General features: G+C 74.0%; 19 protein-coding genes. 7 read left to right on the forward strand and 12 right to left on the reverse strand.

The annotated features are described in order from the left end of the window. The first annotated feature begins 364 nt into the window (after positions 1–364). Positions 365–1,798, forward strand: a complete 1,434-nt coding sequence (locus tag CLT72_RS12495; RefSeq protein ID WP_250099992.1) for a pyridoxal-dependent decarboxylase — start codon at positions 365–367, stop codon at positions 1,796–1,798. A 101-nt stretch (positions 1,799–1,899) separates the two neighbouring features. On the opposite strand, the gene CLT72_RS12500 is transcribed toward CLT72_RS12495, so the two are convergent. From CLT72_RS12500 to CLT72_RS12520, 5 genes are all read right to left on the reverse strand, one after another. After that, positions 1,900–2,895: a sulfite exporter TauE/SafE family protein gene (locus CLT72_RS12500; protein ID WP_101411766.1), complete on the reverse strand. Its 996-nt coding sequence runs from the start codon at positions 2,893–2,895 to the stop codon at positions 1,900–1,902. Positions 2,896–3,105: 210 nt separating this feature from the next. Further along, positions 3,106–3,576, reverse strand: coding sequence for an RrF2 family transcriptional regulator (locus CLT72_RS12505; protein ID WP_101411768.1), 471 nt, complete (start codon positions 3,574–3,576; stop codon positions 3,106–3,108). A 118-nt stretch (positions 3,577–3,694) separates the two neighbouring features. Beyond that, positions 3,695–4,579 carry an acyl-CoA thioesterase gene (locus CLT72_RS12510; RefSeq protein WP_088999299.1) on the reverse strand — a complete coding sequence of 295 codons (885 nt, stop codon included), beginning with the start codon at positions 4,577–4,579 and terminating at the stop codon, positions 3,695–3,697. Next, positions 4,576–6,024, reverse strand: coding sequence for a pyruvate kinase (gene pyk, locus CLT72_RS12515; protein WP_101411770.1), 1,449 nt, complete (start codon positions 6,022–6,024; stop codon positions 4,576–4,578). The genes CLT72_RS12510 and pyk overlap by 4 nt, the downstream gene beginning before the upstream one ends. 355 nt (positions 6,025–6,379) lie before the next feature. Then, positions 6,380–6,745: a YciI family protein gene (locus CLT72_RS12520; protein WP_088999297.1), complete on the reverse strand. Its 366-nt coding sequence runs from the start codon at positions 6,743–6,745 to the stop codon at positions 6,380–6,382. Positions 6,746–7,043: 298 nt separating this feature from the next. On the opposite strand from CLT72_RS12520, the gene CLT72_RS12525 reads away from it, so the two are divergent. Together CLT72_RS12525 and CLT72_RS12530 are read left to right on the forward strand one after the other, a co-directional pair. Next, the gene (locus CLT72_RS12525; protein ID WP_101411772.1) at positions 7,044–7,676 is read left to right on the forward strand and encodes a hypothetical protein; all 633 of its coding nucleotides are present in this window, start codon (positions 7,044–7,046) and stop codon (positions 7,674–7,676) included. Between the two features lie 114 nt (positions 7,677–7,790). Next, positions 7,791–8,663, forward strand: a complete 873-nt coding sequence (locus CLT72_RS12530; RefSeq protein ID WP_101411774.1) for an aldo/keto reductase — start codon at positions 7,791–7,793, stop codon at positions 8,661–8,663. Between the two features lie 47 nt (positions 8,664–8,710). Here the strand turns inward: CLT72_RS12530 and CLT72_RS12535 are convergent, their stop codons facing one another. From CLT72_RS12535 to CLT72_RS12545, 3 genes are all read right to left on the reverse strand, one after another. Beyond that, positions 8,711–9,574 carry an alpha/beta fold hydrolase gene (locus CLT72_RS12535; RefSeq protein WP_101411776.1) on the reverse strand — a complete coding sequence of 288 codons (864 nt, stop codon included), beginning with the start codon at positions 9,572–9,574 and terminating at the stop codon, positions 8,711–8,713. 470 nt (positions 9,575–10,044) lie between these two features. Then, positions 10,045–10,239: a DUF397 domain-containing protein gene (locus CLT72_RS12540; RefSeq protein WP_101411778.1), complete on the reverse strand. Its 195-nt coding sequence runs from the start codon at positions 10,237–10,239 to the stop codon at positions 10,045–10,047. Further along, positions 10,227–11,036 carry a Scr1 family TA system antitoxin-like transcriptional regulator gene (locus CLT72_RS12545; protein WP_101411780.1) on the reverse strand — a complete coding sequence of 270 codons (810 nt, stop codon included), beginning with the start codon at positions 11,034–11,036 and terminating at the stop codon, positions 10,227–10,229. Before CLT72_RS12545 ends, CLT72_RS12540 begins: the two co-directional genes overlap by 13 nt. 233 nt (positions 11,037–11,269) lie before the next feature. Between CLT72_RS12545 and CLT72_RS12550 the strand changes: the two genes are divergently transcribed. From CLT72_RS12550 to CLT72_RS12560, 3 genes are all read left to right on the forward strand, one after another. After that, entirely contained in the window at positions 11,270–11,647 is a 378-nt protein-coding gene (locus CLT72_RS12550) for a hypothetical protein (RefSeq protein ID WP_350821339.1), read from the forward strand. A 116-nt stretch (positions 11,648–11,763) separates the two neighbouring features. Beyond that, positions 11,764–11,898, forward strand: coding sequence for a hypothetical protein (locus CLT72_RS32765; RefSeq protein WP_350821340.1), 135 nt, complete (start codon positions 11,764–11,766; stop codon positions 11,896–11,898). A gap of 94 nt (positions 11,899–11,992) precedes the next feature. Continuing rightward, positions 11,993–12,634, forward strand: coding sequence for a dihydrofolate reductase family protein (locus tag CLT72_RS12560; protein ID WP_101411783.1), 642 nt, complete (start codon positions 11,993–11,995; stop codon positions 12,632–12,634). Between the two features lie 330 nt (positions 12,635–12,964). Here CLT72_RS12560 and CLT72_RS12565 read toward each other — a convergent pair whose 3' ends face one another. Together CLT72_RS12565 and CLT72_RS12570 are read right to left on the reverse strand one after the other, a co-directional pair. Beyond that, the gene (locus tag CLT72_RS12565; RefSeq protein ID WP_199184562.1) at positions 12,965–13,309 is read right to left on the reverse strand and encodes a hypothetical protein; all 345 of its coding nucleotides are present in this window, start codon (positions 13,307–13,309) and stop codon (positions 12,965–12,967) included. Between the two features lie 11 nt (positions 13,310–13,320). After that, positions 13,321–13,698: a hypothetical protein gene (locus CLT72_RS12570; protein ID WP_101411785.1), complete on the reverse strand. Its 378-nt coding sequence runs from the start codon at positions 13,696–13,698 to the stop codon at positions 13,321–13,323. A 301-nt stretch (positions 13,699–13,999) separates the two neighbouring features. Here CLT72_RS12570 and CLT72_RS12575 point away from each other — a divergent pair, with 301 nt between their 5' ends. Further along, the gene (locus CLT72_RS12575; protein ID WP_101411787.1) at positions 14,000–14,743 is read left to right on the forward strand and encodes an SDR family NAD(P)-dependent oxidoreductase; all 744 of its coding nucleotides are present in this window, start codon (positions 14,000–14,002) and stop codon (positions 14,741–14,743) included. Between the two features lie 45 nt (positions 14,744–14,788). On the opposite strand, the gene CLT72_RS32770 is transcribed toward CLT72_RS12575, so the two are convergent. Together CLT72_RS32770 and CLT72_RS12585 are read right to left on the reverse strand one after the other, a co-directional pair. Continuing rightward, positions 14,789–15,862, reverse strand: coding sequence for a hypothetical protein (locus CLT72_RS32770; RefSeq protein WP_486484257.1), 1,074 nt, complete (start codon positions 15,860–15,862; stop codon positions 14,789–14,791). Next, entirely contained in the window at positions 15,863–18,460 is a 2,598-nt protein-coding gene (locus CLT72_RS12585; protein WP_101411789.1) for an FtsK/SpoIIIE domain-containing protein, read from the reverse strand. Positions 18,461–18,479: the final 19 nt, after the last annotated feature.

Below are 18,479 nucleotides of genomic sequence, written 5' to 3' on the forward strand. Positions count from 1 at the left end.
CGCCGCCGGCCTGCCCGGGCCGGCGGGAGGACACGCCGCGCTGGCGGCGGTGGTCCGACGCCGCGATCCGGCATCGGTGTCGACGCCGCCGGTCCCGGTGTCGGCACCCCGGCGCCGGCACTGCGGCGTCGGTGGGCCGGCGGGCGGCGTCGAGGGGTGGCTCCGCGTACCTGAAATGCTAGGGCAAGCGCTTTCTACGGACAATCCGCCACCGCCCGCCGGGCGCGCACCGCTTCTGCCCCTCCCCGGCCACCCTCCAGGGTGACCTTCTGGCCCCTGGCCTTTCGGTGCGTGGCCGTCCCCCGTGCCGGCGGTGTCGGGCGCTTCCCTTGCCCCGGGCCCGGATTCTTGATCGACTCAGGGCGTGGCTGAGCACATGACCCCGGACGAGTTCCGACGCGCCGGACACGCCGTCGTGGACTGGATCGCCGACTACTGGGCGACGCTGGAGCAGCGGCCGGTGACCTCGCAGGACCCGCCCGGCACGGTCGCCGCCCGACTGCCGGCCGGCCCACCCGAGCACGGCGAGCCGGTGGAGGCCGTCCTCGCCGACCTGGACACCCTGATCACCCCCGGACTGACCCACTGGCAGCACCCCGGCTTCTTCGGCTACTTCCCCGCCAACACCTCGGGGCCCAGCGTGCTGGGCGACCTGGTCAGCTCGGGGCTGGGCGTGCAGGGGATGCTCTGGGCGACCGGGCCGGCGTGCACCGAGGTGGAGACCGTGCTGCTGGACTGGCTCGCCGACCTGCTGGACCTGCCGAAGCGGTTCCGCTCCGGCACCGCGGGCGGCGGGGTGATCCAGGACTCGGCGTCCTCGGCGACGCTGGTGGCGACCCTGGTCGCGCTGCACCGCGCCGGCGGCGGCCGCTGGCGCGAGGTCGGCGTCGACCGCCGCTACCGCGCCTATGCCTCCACCCAGGGCCACTCGTCCATCGAGAAGGCGGCGCGGATCGCCGGGCTGGGCGCCGAGGGCGTGCGGCCGGTCGAGGTCGACCCGCGTACGCAGGCGATGTCCCCGGCGGCGCTGCGCGCGGCGATCGAGGCGGACGTGGCCGCCGGAGTCGTGCCGGCGATCGTGGTGGCCACCGTCGGCACCACCTCCACGACCGCCATCGACCCGCTGCCGGAGATCGGCGCGATCTGCGCCGAGTACGGGATCTTCCTGCACGTCGACGCGGCGTACGCGGGGGCGGCGGCGGTCTGCCCCGAGCTGCGGTTCGGTCACGCCGGCCTGGAGTACGCCGACTCGTACTGCTTCGACCCGCACAAGTGGCTGCTGACCGGCTTCGACTGCGACGCGTTCTGGGTGGCCGACACGGCGGAGCTGATCGAGGCGCTCAGCGTGCTGCCCGAGTACCTGCGCAACGCCGCCACCGAGTCCGGGGCGGTGATCGACTACCGGGACTGGCAGGTGCCGCTGGGCCGCCGGTTCCGGGCGTTGAAGCTGTGGTTCGTGCTGCGCTGGTACGGCGCCGAGGGGCTGCGGGCGCACATCCGCTCCGGCGTGGCGCTCGCCGCCCGCTTCGCCGACCGGGTACGCGCCGACGACCGGTTCGCGCTGGTGGGGGCCCACCCGTACGCGCTGGTGTGCTTCCGCCTGGAGGCGGACGACGAGGTCAACGCGGAGCTGCTGGCCCGGGTGAACGCCACGGGCCGGGTGCACCTGACGCACACCCGGGTCAACGGCCGGTACACGCTGCGCCTGGCCGTCGGCTCCCCGCACACCACCGAGGTCCACGTCGACGAGGCGTGGACCCTGCTCACGGACGCCGCGAGCGCCCTCCTCCCCCACTGACGCGGACGCGGCGGGACCTGGCGCTTGCGCGGCAGCGAGGCGGCCGGCGCGTTGCGGCACGGCGCGGTGCCGCAGCGAGAGGTCGCCGGACGGGCGGGACGTTAGCGGTCGCCGCCCGAGGAAACCGCCGCCGGGGTCGGGAGACGGTCCTCGGCCGGGTCCGCCGTCGAGGAGACGGGCACCGGGGAGACAGTCGCCGGGGAGACAGCCGCGAGGGCGGTCGCGGCCACGTCGCGCTGGCGGCGGGTACGCAGCAACGCCCGGACGGCCAGCGCCAGTGCGGCGACCCAGGCGACGGCCAGCAGGGCGTAGACGGCCGGTCGGGCCGTGCCGTCGAGGTCGGCCGCGCGCATCAGCGTACGGGCGTTGGTCAGCACGATCACGCCACCGATCGTCGCGCCGAGCAGCTGGGCGGGAACGATGCGTACGAGCCAGGCCGCGATCGGCGCGGCGATCAGGCCGCCGATGAGCAGCGCGGCGACCATGGGCAGCAGGAAGCCCTCCGAGCCGAGGCCGATCAGGAAGCCGAGGCTGGCGGCGCCGGCGACCACGAACTCGGACGTGTCGACCGAGCCGATCACCTTGCGCGGCTCCATCCGCCCGCTGACCAGCAGGGCCGGCGTGGCGACCGGGCCCCATCCGCCGCCGCCGGTGGCGTCGACGAAGCCGGCGACCAGGCCGAGCGGGCCCAGGAAGCGGCCCCGCAGCCGGCCGCCGCGCCGATTGGTGCGCAGCGGCCGAGAGAAGCGCACCAGCAGGTACGCGCCGAGGGTGAACAGGATGCCGGCCATCCACGGGGCGGCCGACTCGGTGGAGATCGAGCTGAGGAAGGTCGCGCCGGCGAACGCGCCCACGGCGCCGGGGAGGGCGATCCGGGAGACGACCCGCCAGTCGACGTTGCCGAACCGCCAGTGCGACACCCCGGCGGCGAGCGTGGTGCCGATCTCGGCCAGGTGCACGGACGCCGACGCGGCGGCCGGCGCCACCCCGACGAGCAGCAGCAACGTGGAGGAGGTCAGCCCGTACGCCATGCCGAGCGCGCCGTCGACGAGTTGCGCGGCGAGCCCGACCAGCGCGAGGACCAGCAGCTTGCGCACGAGCGCCCCCTGTCTTTTCGGCATCTCCTATCGACTTGGTCGACAATGCGGCACGGGGCATGCCCCGGTCAAGCCTTCAACCGGTCAGTGAGACGACACAACTCCGCCGGCCACCACGGCTGCGGGGACGCTCTCGCGGCGGGTCAGGTCCAGGCAGAGTCGGCGGCGGCGAGCCTGCCCGGTCCGGAAGGGGGACGCTCTCGCGGCGGGTCAGGTCCAGGCGCGGGGGTCGGCGGCCAGCTCGACGACCCGGCCCGGCAGGGTGCCGCCGGCCACGTCGGCGACGGTGACCAGTTCCAGGATCTCGCGCTCGCTGGCCCGCAGGGCGATCCACACCTCCTGGAGGGCCCGGGCGGCCCCGTGGTAGCCCAGTTCCTCGGGCCGCTGCCCGCGCACGTGCGCGAGCGGCCCGTCGATCACCCGGATCACCTCGGCCAGGGAGATCTCCCCGGCCGGGCGGGCCAGCCAGTAGCCGCCCTCCGGGCCGCGCTGGGCCTGCACGATGCCGCCCCGGCGCAGCTGCAACAGGATGCTCTCCAGGAACTTCGGCGGGATCTCCTGGGCGCGGGCGATCTGGTCGGCGGTCACGGGCCGGCTTCTCCCGGGCCCGGCTTCGGCGGTCACCGAGGCGAGCTCGGCGACCGCGCGGAGGGCGTAGTCGACCCGGGCGGAGAGGCGCATGCGGCAAGGTTAGTCGCCTGGCCGCCCCGCCCGGACGATCACCCCTCAGCCGATCGGCCGGTGGCGATGCGACGAGGATCCACGGACTCACCCGACGGACCGGGCGAGACCACGCCGGTCAGTCGCCGACGCGGCGCAGCAGCCCTTCCTGCACGGCGCTGGCGATGTGGTGCCCCTCGGTGGTGAACATGCGCCCGGTGGCGAGCCCCCGGGCGCCGGACGCCGACGGGCTCCAGCAGTCGTAGAGGAACCAGTCGTCGGCGCGGAACGGCCGGTGGAACCACAGTGCGTGGTCGAGGCTGGCCCCGACCACGCCGCCCGGGCCCCAGACCTCGCCGTGCACCGACAGCACCGAGTCCAGCAGCGTCAGGTCGGAGGCGTACGTCAGCGCGCAGGCGTGCAGCAGCGGATCGTCGGGCAGCTTGCCGTCGATGCGCATCCAGACCCGCTGGTGCGGGTCGGCGGGCCGGTCGCCGGGGCGTACCCAGCCGGGCTCGCCCACGTAGCGGACGTCGATCGGGCGCGGGATCTGCGCCCAGATGCCGAGCCGCTCCGGATAGCGGGCGAGCCGGTCGGTCATCGTCGGGACCTCGTCCGGGCCCGGCACGTCCGGCGGGGTGGGGGCCTGGTGGTCCAGGCCCTCCTCCGTGCGCTGGAACGACGCCGACATGAAGAAGATCGGCTTGTCGTGCTGGAGCGCCACCGAGCGGCGCACCGAGAACGAGCGGCCGTCGCGGACGTTCTCGACCTCGTACACGATCGGCTCGGCGGGGTCGCCCGGGCGGACGAAGTAGCCGTGCAGGGAGTGCACGAAGCGGGCCGGGTCGACGGTGCGTCCGGCGGCGACCAGCGCCTGGCCGGCGACCTGGCCGCCGTACACCCGCTGGGGACCGACCGGGGGGCTCATCCCCCGGAAGGTCATCCCGCCGGTGTGGTCCAGGTCGAGCACCTCCAGGAGCTGGTCGACCGCGGCCTGCCCGACCGCGACGTCCGCGTCGCTCACTGCAAGGCCCGCGCCGACGCCGCGTCGACCAGCGACCCGAGCTGGTGTACGCGCAGCGTGTTGGTCGAGCCGGGGGTGCCGGGCGGGCTGCCGGCGACGATCACCACGTAGTCGCCGGGGTTGGCCCGGTCGAGCCCGAGCAGCGCCTGGTCGACCTGCCGGAACATGTCGTCGGTGTGCTCGACGAACGGCATCAGGAACGTCTCCACGCCCCAGCAGAGGGCGAGCTGGTTGCGCACCTCGGGCACCGGGGTGAAGGCCAGCAGCGGCAGGTCGCAGTGCAGCCGGGAGAGCCGCTTGACGGTGTCACCGGTCTGCGAGAAGGCGACCATCGCCTTGGCGCCGATGGCCCGGGCGATCGAGGAGGCGGCGACGGTGAGCGCGCCACCGTGCGTACGGGGGTCGTGCTGGAGGCGCGGCACCCCGATCGAGCCGGCCTCGGTGGTGGTGATGATCTTCGCCATGGTGCTGACGGTGAGCACCGGGTACTTGCCGACGCTGGTCTCGCCGGAGAGCATCACCGCGTCCGCGCCGTCGAGCACGGCGTTGGCCACGTCGGAGGCCTCGGCGCGGGTCGGGCGGGAATTCTCGATCATGGAGTCGAGCATCTGGGTGGCCACGATGACCGGCTTGGCGTTCTCCCGGCAGAGCTGCACGGCGCGCTTCTGCACGAGCGGGACCTGGTCCAGCGGCAGCTCGACGCCGAGGTCGCCGCGGGCGACCATGACACCGTCGAAGGCCAGCACGATCTGCTCCAGGCAGTCGACCGCCTCGGGCTTCTCGACCTTGGCGAGCACCGGCCGGTGCACGCCCTCCTCGGCCATGATGCCGTGCACCAGCTTGATGTCCTCCGCCGAGCGGACGAAGGAGAGCGCGATCAGGTCCACGCCCAGGCCGAGCGCGAAACGCAGGTCCTCGGCGTCCTTCTCGGACATGGCCGGCACGCTGACCGCCACGTTGGGCAGCGAGACGCCCTTGTTGTTGGAGACGGGGCCGCCCTCGGTGACCAGGCAGCGGATGTCGTTGCCGGTGACGTCGGTGACCTCGACGGCGACCCGGCCGTCGTCGATCAGCAGCCGGTCGCCGGGCTTGACCTCCTGCGGAAGCTTGCGGTAGGTGCAGGAGACCCGCTCCTTGGTGCCGAGGACGTCGTCGCCGGTGATCACGACGGAGTCGCCGGTGCGCCACTCGTGCGGGCCGTCGGCGAACCGGCCGAGCCGGATCTTCGGGCCCTGGAGGTCGGCGAGCACGGCCACCGGCCGGCCGGCGGCGTCGGCGGCCTCGCGGACCAGCCGGTAGACCGCTTCGTGGTCCTCGTGGCTGCCGTGGCTGAAGTTGAGCCGGGCCACGTTCATGCCGGCCTCGACGAGGCCGCGGATCCGCTCCGGCGACGAGGTGGCGGGCCCTAGAGTGCAGACGATTTTCGCGCGGCGTGTCACGCCCATCAGGCTAGTCTCTCCTCCGGGTCGCACCACGGGCCGACCCCTTCAGGATTGCGGAACATTGTCCAACGACGCGCGGCGGGCGCGCAGCCGGCGGGCGGAACCCACGCCGGAACGTCGAGGCGGCGGGCATCGGCGACCGCGCGCCGGAATCGTACGCCCCCGGCGCCACCGGACAGGCGGGTGCTCCCCGCCGCTGTCCCGGCGGCAGGAGCGAGCCCGCCCGGCGCGCAGGTCACCCTCGCGGACGGCCCGGTCCGGTCGGCCCCGCACGCGGCCGGCCCGGTCGGCCCCGCACGGCGCGGCCAGCTCGGCGCCGCAGCCGGCCGGAAGCGTCGTCGACGTGTCGGTGGGCGGTTCAGCTCTGTGTCTTGACGAGCGGGAACTCCAGCGAGCCCTCCGGGCAGAGGAAGGTCATCACGTCCACCCGGTAGAGCCCCGCCTGGACGGCCGGGTCGGCCTCCATCACGCTGCGCACGTCGTCCACCGAGCCGGTGCGGGCCAGGCCGAAGCCGATCGGCGGGTCCGGTTCGCGGGCCGGGCCGTCGACCGAGCCGGCGATCAGGATGATCCCCCGTCGTTGCAGGGCCTGCATGTGCGCGAGGTGCTCGGCCTGCAACCGCTGCACCGTCTCCGCCGGCAGCGCCCGCCCGGCCGCGCCGGGATACAGCACGATGCACTCGTACGTGTCGAGCGCGAAGTCGACCTGCGGCACTCCCGTCATGGCGTTCCCTCCCGCGTCGCGCCGCACGCGGCGACGTGCGCTCGGTCGACTGGCGGGCGAGCGCCCGGTGGTCGACGTCGAGCCGGCACGGCCCAGCGTCGCACGGGCAGCCGGCCGGCACGGGTGCTCCGGCGAACTTGGTCCGCGACCCGGCCCGGTTGCGGCCCGCTCGCGCCGTTTCGCTCTCCCGCTCGCGCTGCTCTGCCGGCCCGCTCGCGCCGTTTCGCCTGCCGGCTCCGCCGGCAATCGGTCGCTCGGCGGCGGAAGGCTGTCCCATCCCCGCCCTAGGCTGCCGGGCGTGGGCACGAGCTACCAGACGATCCTGGCCCTGGGCGGGCTGGCGCAGATCCGCCGGGTCCTGACCGACGTCGGCACGGAGGCGTACGTGACGCCCGTCGGCGAGCGCCGGTGGGCGGTCGTCCCGCGCGAGGAAGAGGAGAGCGGCTACGCCGAGGTCGACGACCTGGCGCAGTTGATCACCCTGCTCACGCGCGAGCCGGCGGTCACCTTCGACGTCTTCGACTCCAGCGTCATGCGGGCCACGGTGCACGCCGGCGGCCGGGAGGTGCACCGCTACCTCTCCGACGGGGGCTGGGTGACGGAATACTGGGACGACGACGACAACGAGGTCCTCGCCGGCTTCGACGGCACGCTCCACCCGCTGGACGCTCCGCCGCCGCCCGGCCCGAGCGGGGACGACCCGGCCGTGTTCGCGCCGCTGGGGGTCGGGGCGGTCGACATCGTCGCGCTCGGCGCGGCGCTGCGCGGGGAGGTGCCGCTCGACGACGCGCCCCGGCTGTTCGCCGAGTGCCGGCACCGGGCGATCCTCGAGGCGCTGGGGCTGGACCCGTGCCCGCTCACCCGGCCCTTCCGCGACACCCACCTCGACCACGTGCCGGCCCCGACGCACGTGCGGCCCGGGGGCGGGTGATCCCGGTCTCGATCCGCCCCGGTCCTGGTGGGTGCGGCGTTCGGCGGGAAAGTGCCTCTCGGCGGTGGTTGAATCGGCCGCCGGAGACGAACGAACAGGATGGGGAATCCACGCATGGCGAACGACGCCGGCAAGCAGCCCGCGAAGGCCTCGGGGACGTACCGGATCGGGGGCGACCTCCAGGTCGACCGGCTCGGCTACGGGGCGATGCAGCTCACCGGCCCGGGTGTGTGGGGCGACCCGAAGGACCCGGCCGAGGCCGTACGGGTGCTGCGCCGGGCGTACGAGCTGGGCGTGACGTTCATCGACACGGCCGACTCCTACGGGCCCTTCGTCAGCGAGATGCTGATCCGGGAGGCGCTGCACCCGTACGCCGACGACCTGGTCATCGCGACCAAGGCCGGCCTGACCCGCTCCGGCCCCAACGACTGGCGCCCGGTGGGGCGCCCGGAATACCTGCGCCAGCAGTGCGAGCTGAGCCTGCGCCACCTCGGCCTGGACAGCATCGGGCTCTACCAGCTGCACCGGATCGACCCGCAGGTGCCGCTCGCCGACCAGCTCGGGGAGCTGGCCCTGCTCAAGCAGGAGGGCAAGATCCGGCACATCGGGCTGTCCGAGGTGAGCGTCGAGCAGATCGAGGCGGCCCGCGCCGTCACCCCGATCGTCTCCGTGCAGAACCTCTACAACCTGGCGGACCGCAGCGCGGAGGCCGTCCTGGAGCACTGCGAGCGCAACGGCCTCGCGTTCATCCCCTGGTTCCCGATCGCCACCGGCGACCTGGCCCGGCCCGGCGGCCCGCTGGACGAGATCAGCACCGGGCACGGCGCGACGCCCGCGCAGCTCGCCCTCGCCTGGCTGCTACGCCGGTCGCCGGTGATGCTGCCGATCCCGGGCACCTCGTCGGTGGCGCACCTGGAGGAGAACGTGGCCGCCGCCGAGGTGCGGCTGACCGACGACGAGTACGCGGCTCTCGCCAAGGCCGCCTGACGACGCGCGGGGGCGGGCGGCGCGCGGCCGGCCGCCCCACGCGAGCGCTACAGGGCGAAGCAGTTGGGGCGGATCGGCTGGTCGCGAAGGGCCTGCCGGATCACCGTGTAGGTGGTGCCGTCGAGCACCAGGCCGAGGTGCCCGACGACCCGCAGGGGGCACGCCGACTGGATCAGCACGTTGGTCGCTCCGTCGGCCAGTTTGGCGTTGTCGACGGGCCGCACCAGCTCGTCCTGGATGGTGCGCACCGCCGTCCAGCGGACCGTGCCGGGGGTGTCGTCGCCCGAGTTGAGGCCGGTGAGGAACGACGAGCCGATCGACATCTGCTGGCAGGCGACGATGCCGGCGCAGCTGCCCAGGCCGAGGAACTTCACGATGTTGGCCACGTACGTGCCGTACTGCGGGGTGCCGAGGCTGACGTAGCGACCGATGCTGCTGGTCCCGCCCAGGTTCTTGATGAAGTACCGGGACACCAGGCCGCCCTCGGAGTGGGCGACGACGTCGACCTTGGCCGCGCCGGTCGAGGCGCGGACCTGCGCGACGAAGCTGCTGAACGCGCGGGCCGAGGTGGGGATGTCGCCGAGCCCGAGGTTGGGCAGCTGGTAGACCCAGACCCGGTACCCGTCGACGCGCAGCCGGGAAGCCAGCGGCCCGTACGCGGAGGCGATGCCGCTGAGGCCGCCGACGACGATGACGGGGTTGCCTGCCGCGGCGGCGGCGATCTCGGCGGCGGTGCTGGTGACGCGTTCCCCGGCGGGGGCGGGGGCGGGGGCGGGGGCGGGGGCGGGGGCGGGAGCGGTGTGGGCGATGGCCGCGGGCCGGTCGGGGGCCGCGACAGCGGCGGTGGTGGGGGCGGCGAGCACGGCGGCGACCGTGACTGCGAGGACGGGGACGATCTTTCGGAGCAGCAAAGCTGCACCTCCCATGGAGGAACCCGGTGGTACGGGGGTGGGGGTGGGGTGGTTCCGATCGATCGTGGTGACGATGATGATGGCCGTAATCCGCAAACGTCAATCACAAGTTACGGCTCGGTAACCTCTTGTCGCGCCGGGAGCACAAACCGGCATTCCCGACGGCATCCGTCCACGACGGACGGTGCCCCGCGCCGGCCGGGGCGCGGTGGCATGCTGTGACCCGTGCGCCCGACACCGCCCCGCGAAGAGCCGCTGCGGGTGATGCCGTGGTGGCTGGTGCTCGTCGTCCGCCTGGGCGGCCTGCACGCCCTGGAGCGGCTCGGGCATTGACGGCCGCCGCCCCGCACGTCTGGCCCGAGGGCACCGCTGTCACCCGGCAGGACGACGACTGGCTGCTGCTCACCGACTTCTGACGGGCAGGCGCGTCCGCGCGCCGACAGGCTGAGCTTGCTTCGTCGGGTTGTTCGTCAGGCGAGGTCGCCGAGTCGGGCGACGAAGGCCCGCCAGGCGGTCGGGGTGAAGGTCAGCGCGGGGCCGGTGGGGTCCTTCGAATCCCGTACGCCCACGACGCCGGGCAGGTTGTCGGCCACCTCGACGCAGGTGCCGCCGTTGGTGGACGAACGGGACGACTTGCGCCATCGTGCACCGGTCAGGATGTCCATGTCTTCGCCGCCTCCTTGAGCACGTCAAGTGATTGCCTCAGCGGGAGGGCTTCGCCGCGGACAGCGTCCCACGCGAGCCCAACGCGGGCAATCGCTTCAGGCTGCCCGGTGGTCTGCGACTCCAACTGATGGTCCACACAGCCCGCACGCGAGCCGTCGGGCAGGTCGGCCAGGATGAACGCTCCGGCCAGTCCTGAGTAGATACCAGCAGACAGCGGCACGATCTGCACCTGGATATGCGGCTGTTCGGCGCAGGTCAGCAGGTGTTCGAGCTGCTCGACCATCACGTCGGGACCGCCGCACGCCCGCCGGACGACCATCTCGTCCAGCACCACGAAGAGCCGAGGGCTCGGCAGGCGGGCGAGCACCTCCTGCCGTTCCATCCGCGCGGCTACCCGCTGATCCAACTCAGCTACCGGTGTTCGCGCCGCCCGGAAGGTCGCTCGCGCGTACGCCTCGGTCTGGAGAAGTCCCGGCACGAATGCGTGCTCGTACCAGCGCAGCGCGGTCGCCTCCCGTTCGATCTGTATCCACTCGCGCAGCCAGATTGGCGCGGCGTCGCCCTTGACCAGCTCGTTCCAGAGCGTCGCGAAGTATCCGCCGGTGTCCAGCGCCTTGTCGACGGCGGTCAGGTAGGGCGCGGTCGGTGGCTTCGTCCCGGTCTCGATCGCGCTCACCTGGGAGTCCGAGCAGAAGACCAGCTCACCGAGCTGCGCCTGGGTCAAGCCGGCGGCGGCCCGACGCCGCCTCAGCTCACGAAGCAGGTACTCCGACGGCGAGATTCCCACGGCCTCCACGCCCTTCCACGACCCTCCGCACAGTTCCCCGTCAACCCGGGACCGCGCACTACGTTCCGCGATCGACCGGTGACTGTTCCGAGCCTAGGGGGCGTTCGTCCAGGGTGGAAGGAGGACGGCGCGCCCGGCGGAATCGGTCCCCCCGACCCTGCGGGCGCGCACTTCGCGGGGGTCGCCGCTGGCGACCATCCGCAGCGACCCCCGTTCCAACTCACCGACGGAAGGAGGCGTCCGTGCCCGTGCCGAGGCCCGCGAATGCCGTGCCGGCGTCGCGCTGGGCGACGCGCCCCGCCGCCGCGACGCCCCGCACCCGCGAGGACGGGACGCCCCGGGTCAGCCCCGGTGTTTACCTGCTGACGCGCGAGGCGTCGCCGCAGTTCGCCACGCCGATCACGGTACGGGTGATCCGCGAGCGTACCGACCTGGTCACCTACCACGGCTGGACGTGGATCGAGGCGTACCAGCTCGACGCGCGCGGCGACGCGGTCGAGCAACGCGAGCTGTACGTGCGGCCCGACGGGATGCGCCCCACGCAGGCGCCCTCGGCCGTGCGTACACCCTCGGCGCAGCGGCGCGCTCCGGCCCGGCACAACGCGGGGACCGGCCAGTGAGGACGTCTGTCCGCCACCATGTACCGTCCCGCCCGACGTGGCGCTGCCGGGCCTGCGGGATCGCCTGGCCCTGTTCGGCGGCGAAGCTGCTTCTCCTCGCGAGGTACCGGGGCGACATGCCGGGGCTCATGGCCCACCTCGTGACGCTGCGGGAGGAGGCCGCCGCCCAGCTCGCCGAGCACGACCCCGGCGTGCAGTCGACGGATCTGCACCGGCGGTTCACGGACTGGATGCCGGTCCGCTCGCCCTGACAGTCACGGGCCAACTACCCTCGGACGATGCTGGGCCGCACGGGAGCAATGAGTGCCGAGGTCCGCGAAGCAGCCGAGCAGACGGAGCGCGCAGATGAGCCGGACCCGCATCCACAACCTCTCCGTGTCGCTGGACGGGTTCGCCGCCGGCGAGGGCCAGGCCCTCGACACCCCCATGGGCCACGCCGGCACCCGGCTGCACGAGTGGATGTTCGCCACCCGCTTCGGCGCTTCGATCATGGGACGCAAGGGCGGCACCGGCGGCACCGACGACGCGTTCGCCCAGCAGCACGAGCCCGGCATCGGCGCCGAGATCATGGGCGCGGGCAAGTTCGGGCCCCCGGGCTGGCAGGACGACGCCGGCTGGAAGGGATGGTGGGGCTCCAACCCGCCGTTCCACACGCCGACCTTCGTGCTGACCCACAAGCCGCGCCCGCCGATCGAGATGGCCGGCGGCACGACGTTCCACTTCCTCGATGCCTCGCCGGCCGAGGCCCTCGCCGTCGCGCGCGAGGCAGCAGCCGGCAAGGACGTACGCGTCGGCGGCGGCCCGACCGTCGCCCGCGACTTCATCGCGGCAGGGCTCGTCGACCACATCCACCTGGTGCAGGTGCCGATCGTGCTCGGCCGGGGGGTGCGGCTGTGGGACGGCCTGGAGGCTCTGGAAACGGGCTACGACATTGAGGCGGTCTCGACGCCCACCGGCGTCACCCACATCAGGTTCACGAGGCCGTGACGGTCCCGGGGTTTCTGCCGCCGCAGTCACCCTGCGCCGCCCTCCCCCACGACGAACCGCCCGACTCGTGGTCACCGCCCGCGCCGACCAGCGGCACGAACACGGGTGGAACACCAGGGGTGTCTCCTGGCCGTGGTGACACCCCTGGTGTTCCACCCGTGCCGGCCGAGGCGTGGCCGAGCACCAGCAGCAGCCCCGCTGGCTGGGCATGCCACGACCAAGCGGGCACGTCGTCGTCCGGGTTCGGAGGGTGGTCGCATGAATGGGGCAGCTCGACAGGGACCGCAAGAGCAAGCCGCAGAGCGACAGGGAAGCTGGTGGCGCGCGGGCTCAGCTCGGATCGGCACTACGCCGCCCGAGTGCGTCGGCGATGGCGGCGAACTCACGCAGGGCCGCCTGGAGGTCCTCCACGATCTCCTGTGCGATCACCTCGGGCGGCAGCAGCGCGTCGGCGTCCTCCAGGGAGGCGTCCTTCAGCCAGGTGATGTCGAGGTTCACCTTGTCGCGGGCGATCAGCTCGTCATAGGTGAACGCCCGGAACCGCTCGGTCTCGACCCGCTCGGAGCGGTCCTTGCCCGGCAGGTAGCAGTCCACGAAGTCCTGGAGGTGTTCGCGGCGCAGTGGGTTCTGCTTGAGCGTGAAGTGCTGGTTGGTGCGGAAGTCTCCAGGGTTCACCGAGGCGACCGTCAGGTTCGACCCGGTGCCCCGACAGCCCCAACGGCAAGCGTCGTCGCCAGCAACTGCCCCCGGTCCACCTGAGCGGGGTCGACCAGCACGTTGACGGCGACGCCAGGCTCGGCCAACCAGAACGCCTGGGAGTCGTCATGAAGCCCCGCGGTGTCACCGTGCGGGAACTCGGTCAACGACCAGTCGGCGGGGTCACGCTCGTGGTATTCGGCGAGGAACTCACGCAGCGCGGCGAGGTCGGTCAGCCGCTCGCCCCGCATGACATGGACGTGCAGGTCGACCTGGTGACCGGCGTCGGTCTGCCGCTCCCAGACGGCGAGGTCATCACCGGCCAGCCGTCGCAGCACGATGCGTTCGGCGCTGAGACCGATGAGCATGGAGGGTGACGACTCGGGATGGGGCAGCGTCAAGCCGGTCCAGGTGTCCGCAGGACGGTGCACCAACCAGGCAGCCTCGGGGCCGGGCAGCGGCGTACGGTGGATACCCGATCCTGGGGGCGTGACGTCAGGCCCGCACCTGGATCGCCTCGGCAGCACATCGGTCGCCCATCGACTATCTGGTCAGTCGGCCAGACTGCTCGCCCAGCGGCAGATCCGGATGCGCCGCTCGGGTGGGGGCGTGAACGCGACGGCCGATCACCGCCAGACAAGTGAACCCACGTCGACCAGGCTCTCCGTCATGACCAATGAACTTGACGGCAAGGTGGCGTTGGTAACCGGCGGGGGCCGCGGCATCGGCGCTGCTGTCGCGCTTCGCCTGGCCCAGGAGGGCGCCGATGTGGCGCTCACGTTTGAGCGGAATCAGCAGCGCGCCGACGACACGGTGGACCAGATCAAGGCCGCTGGACGTCGGGCGATCGCCGTCCAGGCGGACAGCGCCGACCCCGGGGCGGTCGTTGCCGCAGTCGACCGGGTTGCCGGTGAGCTGGGCCGGTTGGACATCCTGGTCAACAACGCCGGCGCCTTCCTACTCGGACCGGTCGAGCAACTGAGCCTGAAGGATTTCGAACAGACCGTCGCGGTCAACATCCGCGCGCCGTTCATCGCCTCGCAGGCTGCGGTGCGCCACCTGTCAGCCGGTGGGCGGATCATCAACATCGGAAGCAACGTCGCCGAGCGAGCGGTGTTCCCGGGCTTCTCGCTGTATGCGATGAGCAAGACCGCGCTGATCGGCCTGACCAAGGCACTCGGACGCGAACTCGGCGGCAGGCAGATCACGGTCAACCTGGTAAATCCGGGTCCCACGGACACCGAACTGAACCCGGCCGACGGCCCGGGCTCCGACACGATCAACGGGTTCACCGCCCTGGGTCACTACGCGACGCCAGCCGACGTGGCCGCCGCGGTGGCGTTCCTCGCCAGCCCCGACGGCCGTTACATCACCGGGGCGACGGTCAACGTCGACGGCGGCTTCACCATCTGATCACCGGCTTCACCGCCGACCGCCGCCCGGCGCGACAGCGCGGCGTCAACGCACGGCGCGGAACATCAGCAGGTAGCCGCAGTAGGCCAGCGGAACGGCCAGGAAACAGACCAGGATGCCCAGCAGGGGGTAGCGCGGCGGCGTGCCGGCGACCACGGCGGGGGTGCCCCAGCGACCGAGGATGAGCCACCCGGCGATCAGCGACACGGCGGGCAGCCCGGCGCACATCCACGTGTAGAGCGTGCCGAGGCCGAGCGCCCCGACGCCGGAGGCGAGCACCATGACCAGCATCAGCAGCACGCCGACGCCGGCACAGCCGAGATAGACGGCGAGCGCCCGGGCCATCGCCGACCAGGTCGGCAGCAGCGCCGGGCGCTGGGCCGTCAGCTCGACCTGCTGGCCCAGCCGGTCGGCCTCGTCGGCCCAGCGTCGCGCCGACTCCAGCTCCGCCGCCGGGTCCAGCTCCCCGGCGCGCGGCGCGGGCACCCCGCCCGGCACCGCCAGCGCCGTCTCCCCCAGGCTCCCCTGGGGGTACGCCCCGACCTCCGGCCGCCCCGGCGCGGCGGCTGCGCCGCCGGTCGACCCCGCCCCCGGTTGCGGCAACCCGTGGGGCTGCCCGGCCGACGGCACCCCGACGGCCGACAGGCCGCCCGAGGTGGGCGCAGCCGCCACCGGCCCGCCCGGCGTCGGCGCAGCCGGCATCGGGCCGCCCGGCGTCGGCGCAGCCGGCATCGGGCCGCCCGGCGTCGGCGCAGCCGGCATCGGGCCGCCCGGCGTCGGCGCAGCCGGCATCGGGCCGCCCGGCGTCGGCGCAGCCGGCATCGGGCCGCCCGGCGTCGGCGCAGCCGGCATCGGGCCGCCCGGCGTCGGCGCAGCCGGCATCGGGCCGCCCGGCGCGGCGCCGGGGGCCGGCTGGCCGGGAGGCGGGGGTGGGCAGCCGATCGTGTGACCGAGCTGGTCGAGGCGCTGCCCCTGCGCGGTGAGCCGGCGTTCGAGGTAGTCGACGGCGGCGCGCAGGTCACGGCGACGGGCCGCCTCGGTGGCGGCGCCCTGCTCGCCGGCCCGCCGCTGCGCGGCGAGGTGCCGGGCCAGCGCCGCGTAGTCCTCGAAGGTGGCCACTCAGCTCTCCTCGTCCGGCGGGTGCCCGTCGCGAGTGAACGGCACGATGAGGCGTACCCGCTGGTCGTGGCGGTCGACCAGCAGCGCCCGGTCGGCGCGCGGCTGGTAGGCCAGATCGTGCACGCCCAGGTGCAGCCCCAGCTCGGCGCCGGTCACGTTCAGCGCGACCAGGCAGGCCACGTCGTCGCGGTTCTGGGTGCCGCCAAGGTCGTCGGCGAGCCGGCGCAGGCCGCGCCACCAGCCCAGCAGGTGCACGCCCCGCCCCGGCCCCTGACGCAGCAGGGCGCGCAGGTCCTCGTGGGCGGACCGGAACGTCACCGGATCGACGGCGGCGAACACGGCGGAGGCGGCGTCCATCCCGAACACGACCAGATAGCTGCGGGCCGGCCCGCCACTGGTCAGCGTCGCCGGGCTGGTCGCGGGCGCCGGGACACCCGACGCCGCCGGGCCGGGCGGGGGCGCGGCCAGCGACACGACACGGTCGCGCAGGGCGTGCGCGTCGAGGCGTTCCACGGTGTGGCCGGCAGCCACCAACGCGGCGACGGTGTCGTCGACGACCGTGTCGGCGGCGGCCACGAGGGGTGCGAGCAGGAACCGTACCTCGCCGGGGCCGTGCTGGCGGGCGAGGCTGAGCGTGGCCGCGCGCAGCACCTCGGCGGCGGTGACGGCGGTGCCCACGACTGCCAGGTGCCGGCCGGGGCTGGTGTCCATCATGAACAGCGCAGACGTGCCGTCGATGTCGACGGTGCGGCCGACCAGCGCCAGGGGACGCCGGCCGCCGGGGCGCAGACCGGCGAACGTGGCGTCCTCCTCGACGCGGGCCCCCTCGTAGCCCCGGAACACCGACGGCGGGCGGGCACCCGCCGGGCGGGTCTGCCACAGCTCGTGGCGCAGCCGGGCCAGCACGCCGGTCTCGGCGTGGGCGTCCGGGAAGCGGACGACCGTGTCGGCACCGGCGGCCCCCGCGGCGGTGTTGAGCACGGCCGTGCCGACGCTCAGGGTGGCGGCGGAGGGGTTGTCGCGGTCGAGCACGCCGCTGCCGCCGGGCAGCGCCACCCGCAGGGCGAACTGCCCGAAGACGGCCTCGGCCCGCCCGTAGAGGGACTCGATACCGGTCGTGCTCTGGCTGGCCAGCACCAGGTGCACCCCGTAGGAGCGGCCCTTGCGGGCCAACTCCTCCAGCAGATCCACCGACTCCCGGGCGATGGCGTCCCTGCCGGCCAGCAGCACCTGGAACTCGTCGACCACCGCCACGACCCGGGGGGAAGCGACGTCGGCGGGCAGGTCGGCGAGCTTCGTGACGCCGTGCCGCTTGAGCAGGGTGGCCCGGCGGTGCAACTCCCGGCGCAGCTCACGCAGCACGGCGACGCCGTACTCGCGGTCGCTCTCGATGCCCACCGTGCGGGCGTGCGGCAGCCAGGCGGGGTCGCGCTCGGTCGGCACGAACTCGGTGAAGCTCACGCCCTCCTTGAAGTCGAGCAGGTAGAGCTGGAGCTCGGCCGGGGAATAGCGGGCGGCCAGCCCGTAGAGGACGTCGAGCAGGAAGACCGTCTTGCCGCCGCCGGTGCGCCCGCCGACGAGCCAGTGCGGGGTGGCGTCGTCGAAGGCGACCGAGACGGATTCCCGGCCGGCGCGCCCCACGACGGTACGCAGGCCGGCCCGGCCGGACTCCGTCCACCGGTGCGGGGGCAGCAGCTCGGCGAAACCCACGACGGCGTGGCGGCGGACGGCGGCGTCGAGGTGCCCCGCGAGGGCCGACACGGCCGCCGGCGGCGGATCACCGTCGAGCAGCACCGGCACGGCCAGCCCGGTGCCGTCGGCGCTGAACGGCGCGCCCGGCGGGTCGCCGACGTGGGCGTACCCGTCGGGGGTCAGGCGCAGCGCGGTGGTGGTGCCAAGCGCCGGTGGTGGGGTGACCGACGGTCCGGACTGCCAGCCGCCGACCAGGACGCAGACGGCGGCGGCCGGGCCGGCGTGGGTGAGCGCGGCGAGCCGGGCGGCCTCGCGGGGCGGCGGGGCGAACGCGGCCACCACCAGCAACAGCTCCTGGTCGTCACGTTTGCCGTCGCGGGCGGCGCGGGCGTGCCGCTCCGCGTCGTCGAGCAGCGCGGCCACCTCCGCCTCGGTGATGGCGGGCGGATCGAGCACCCCGGCGTCGACCAGCGGGCGCAGCGGCCCGAAGGTGGCCCCGAGGGCGGCGGCGTCGAGCCCGGCGACCCGCAGCCCGCCGGGCGGCGCGGTGGCCAGCATCCGCAGGACGACGGCCCGCAGCAGCGCGGCGGCACGCGGGTCACGGGCGTCGGCGTCGATGGACAGGTGGTGGCCGCCGCCGAGGGGCACCAGCACGGGGAACCCGCCGCCTGCGGTGACCGCCTCACCGAGGCGCACCGGCAGGGGCGTACCGGTCAGCGGGGTGCCCGGGGCGGGGGCGGCGAGCGCGCCGCCGACGCGGGCCAGCCGGGCGACCAGATCGGGGTCGGCCTCCGGTGGGGCCGGCGGTGGCGCGGCGTGCCACGCGGCGCGGGCGTTGTCGAGGTGGATGCGGGCCGCCCGGTGGGCGGCGACCGCCTGCCCGTACGCCGACGCGAGCCTGCCCACCCTCTGCCCCTCCGCCGAG

It is taken from the genome of Micromonospora sp. CNZ309 (assembly GCF_002846525.1).

Coding starts and splice junctions, on each gene's coding strand:
- CLT72_RS12560 (WP_101411783.1), top strand. CDS start 11,993: ATGAGCCGGACCCGCATCCACAACCTCTCCGTGTCGCTGGACGGGTTC.
- CLT72_RS32765 (WP_350821340.1), top strand. CDS start 11,764: ATGCCGGGGCTCATGGCCCACCTCGTGACGCTGCGGGAGGAGGCCGCC.
- CLT72_RS12505 (WP_101411768.1), bottom strand. CDS start 3,576: ATGCGCCTCTCCGCCCGGGTCGACTACGCCCTCCGCGCGGTCGCCGAG.
- CLT72_RS12530 (WP_101411774.1), top strand. CDS start 7,791: ATGGCGAACGACGCCGGCAAGCAGCCCGCGAAGGCCTCGGGGACGTAC.
- CLT72_RS12520 (WP_088999297.1), bottom strand. CDS start 6,745: ATGACGGGAGTGCCGCAGGTCGACTTCGCGCTCGACACGTACGAGTGC.
- CLT72_RS12570 (WP_101411785.1), bottom strand. CDS start 13,698: ATGCTCATCGGTCTCAGCGCCGAACGCATCGTGCTGCGACGGCTGGCC.
- CLT72_RS12540 (WP_101411778.1), bottom strand. CDS start 10,239: ATGGACATCCTGACCGGTGCACGATGGCGCAAGTCGTCCCGTTCGTCC.
- pyk (WP_101411770.1), bottom strand. CDS start 6,024: ATGGGCGTGACACGCCGCGCGAAAATCGTCTGCACTCTAGGGCCCGCC.
- CLT72_RS12575 (WP_101411787.1), top strand. CDS start 14,000: ATGACCAATGAACTTGACGGCAAGGTGGCGTTGGTAACCGGCGGGGGC.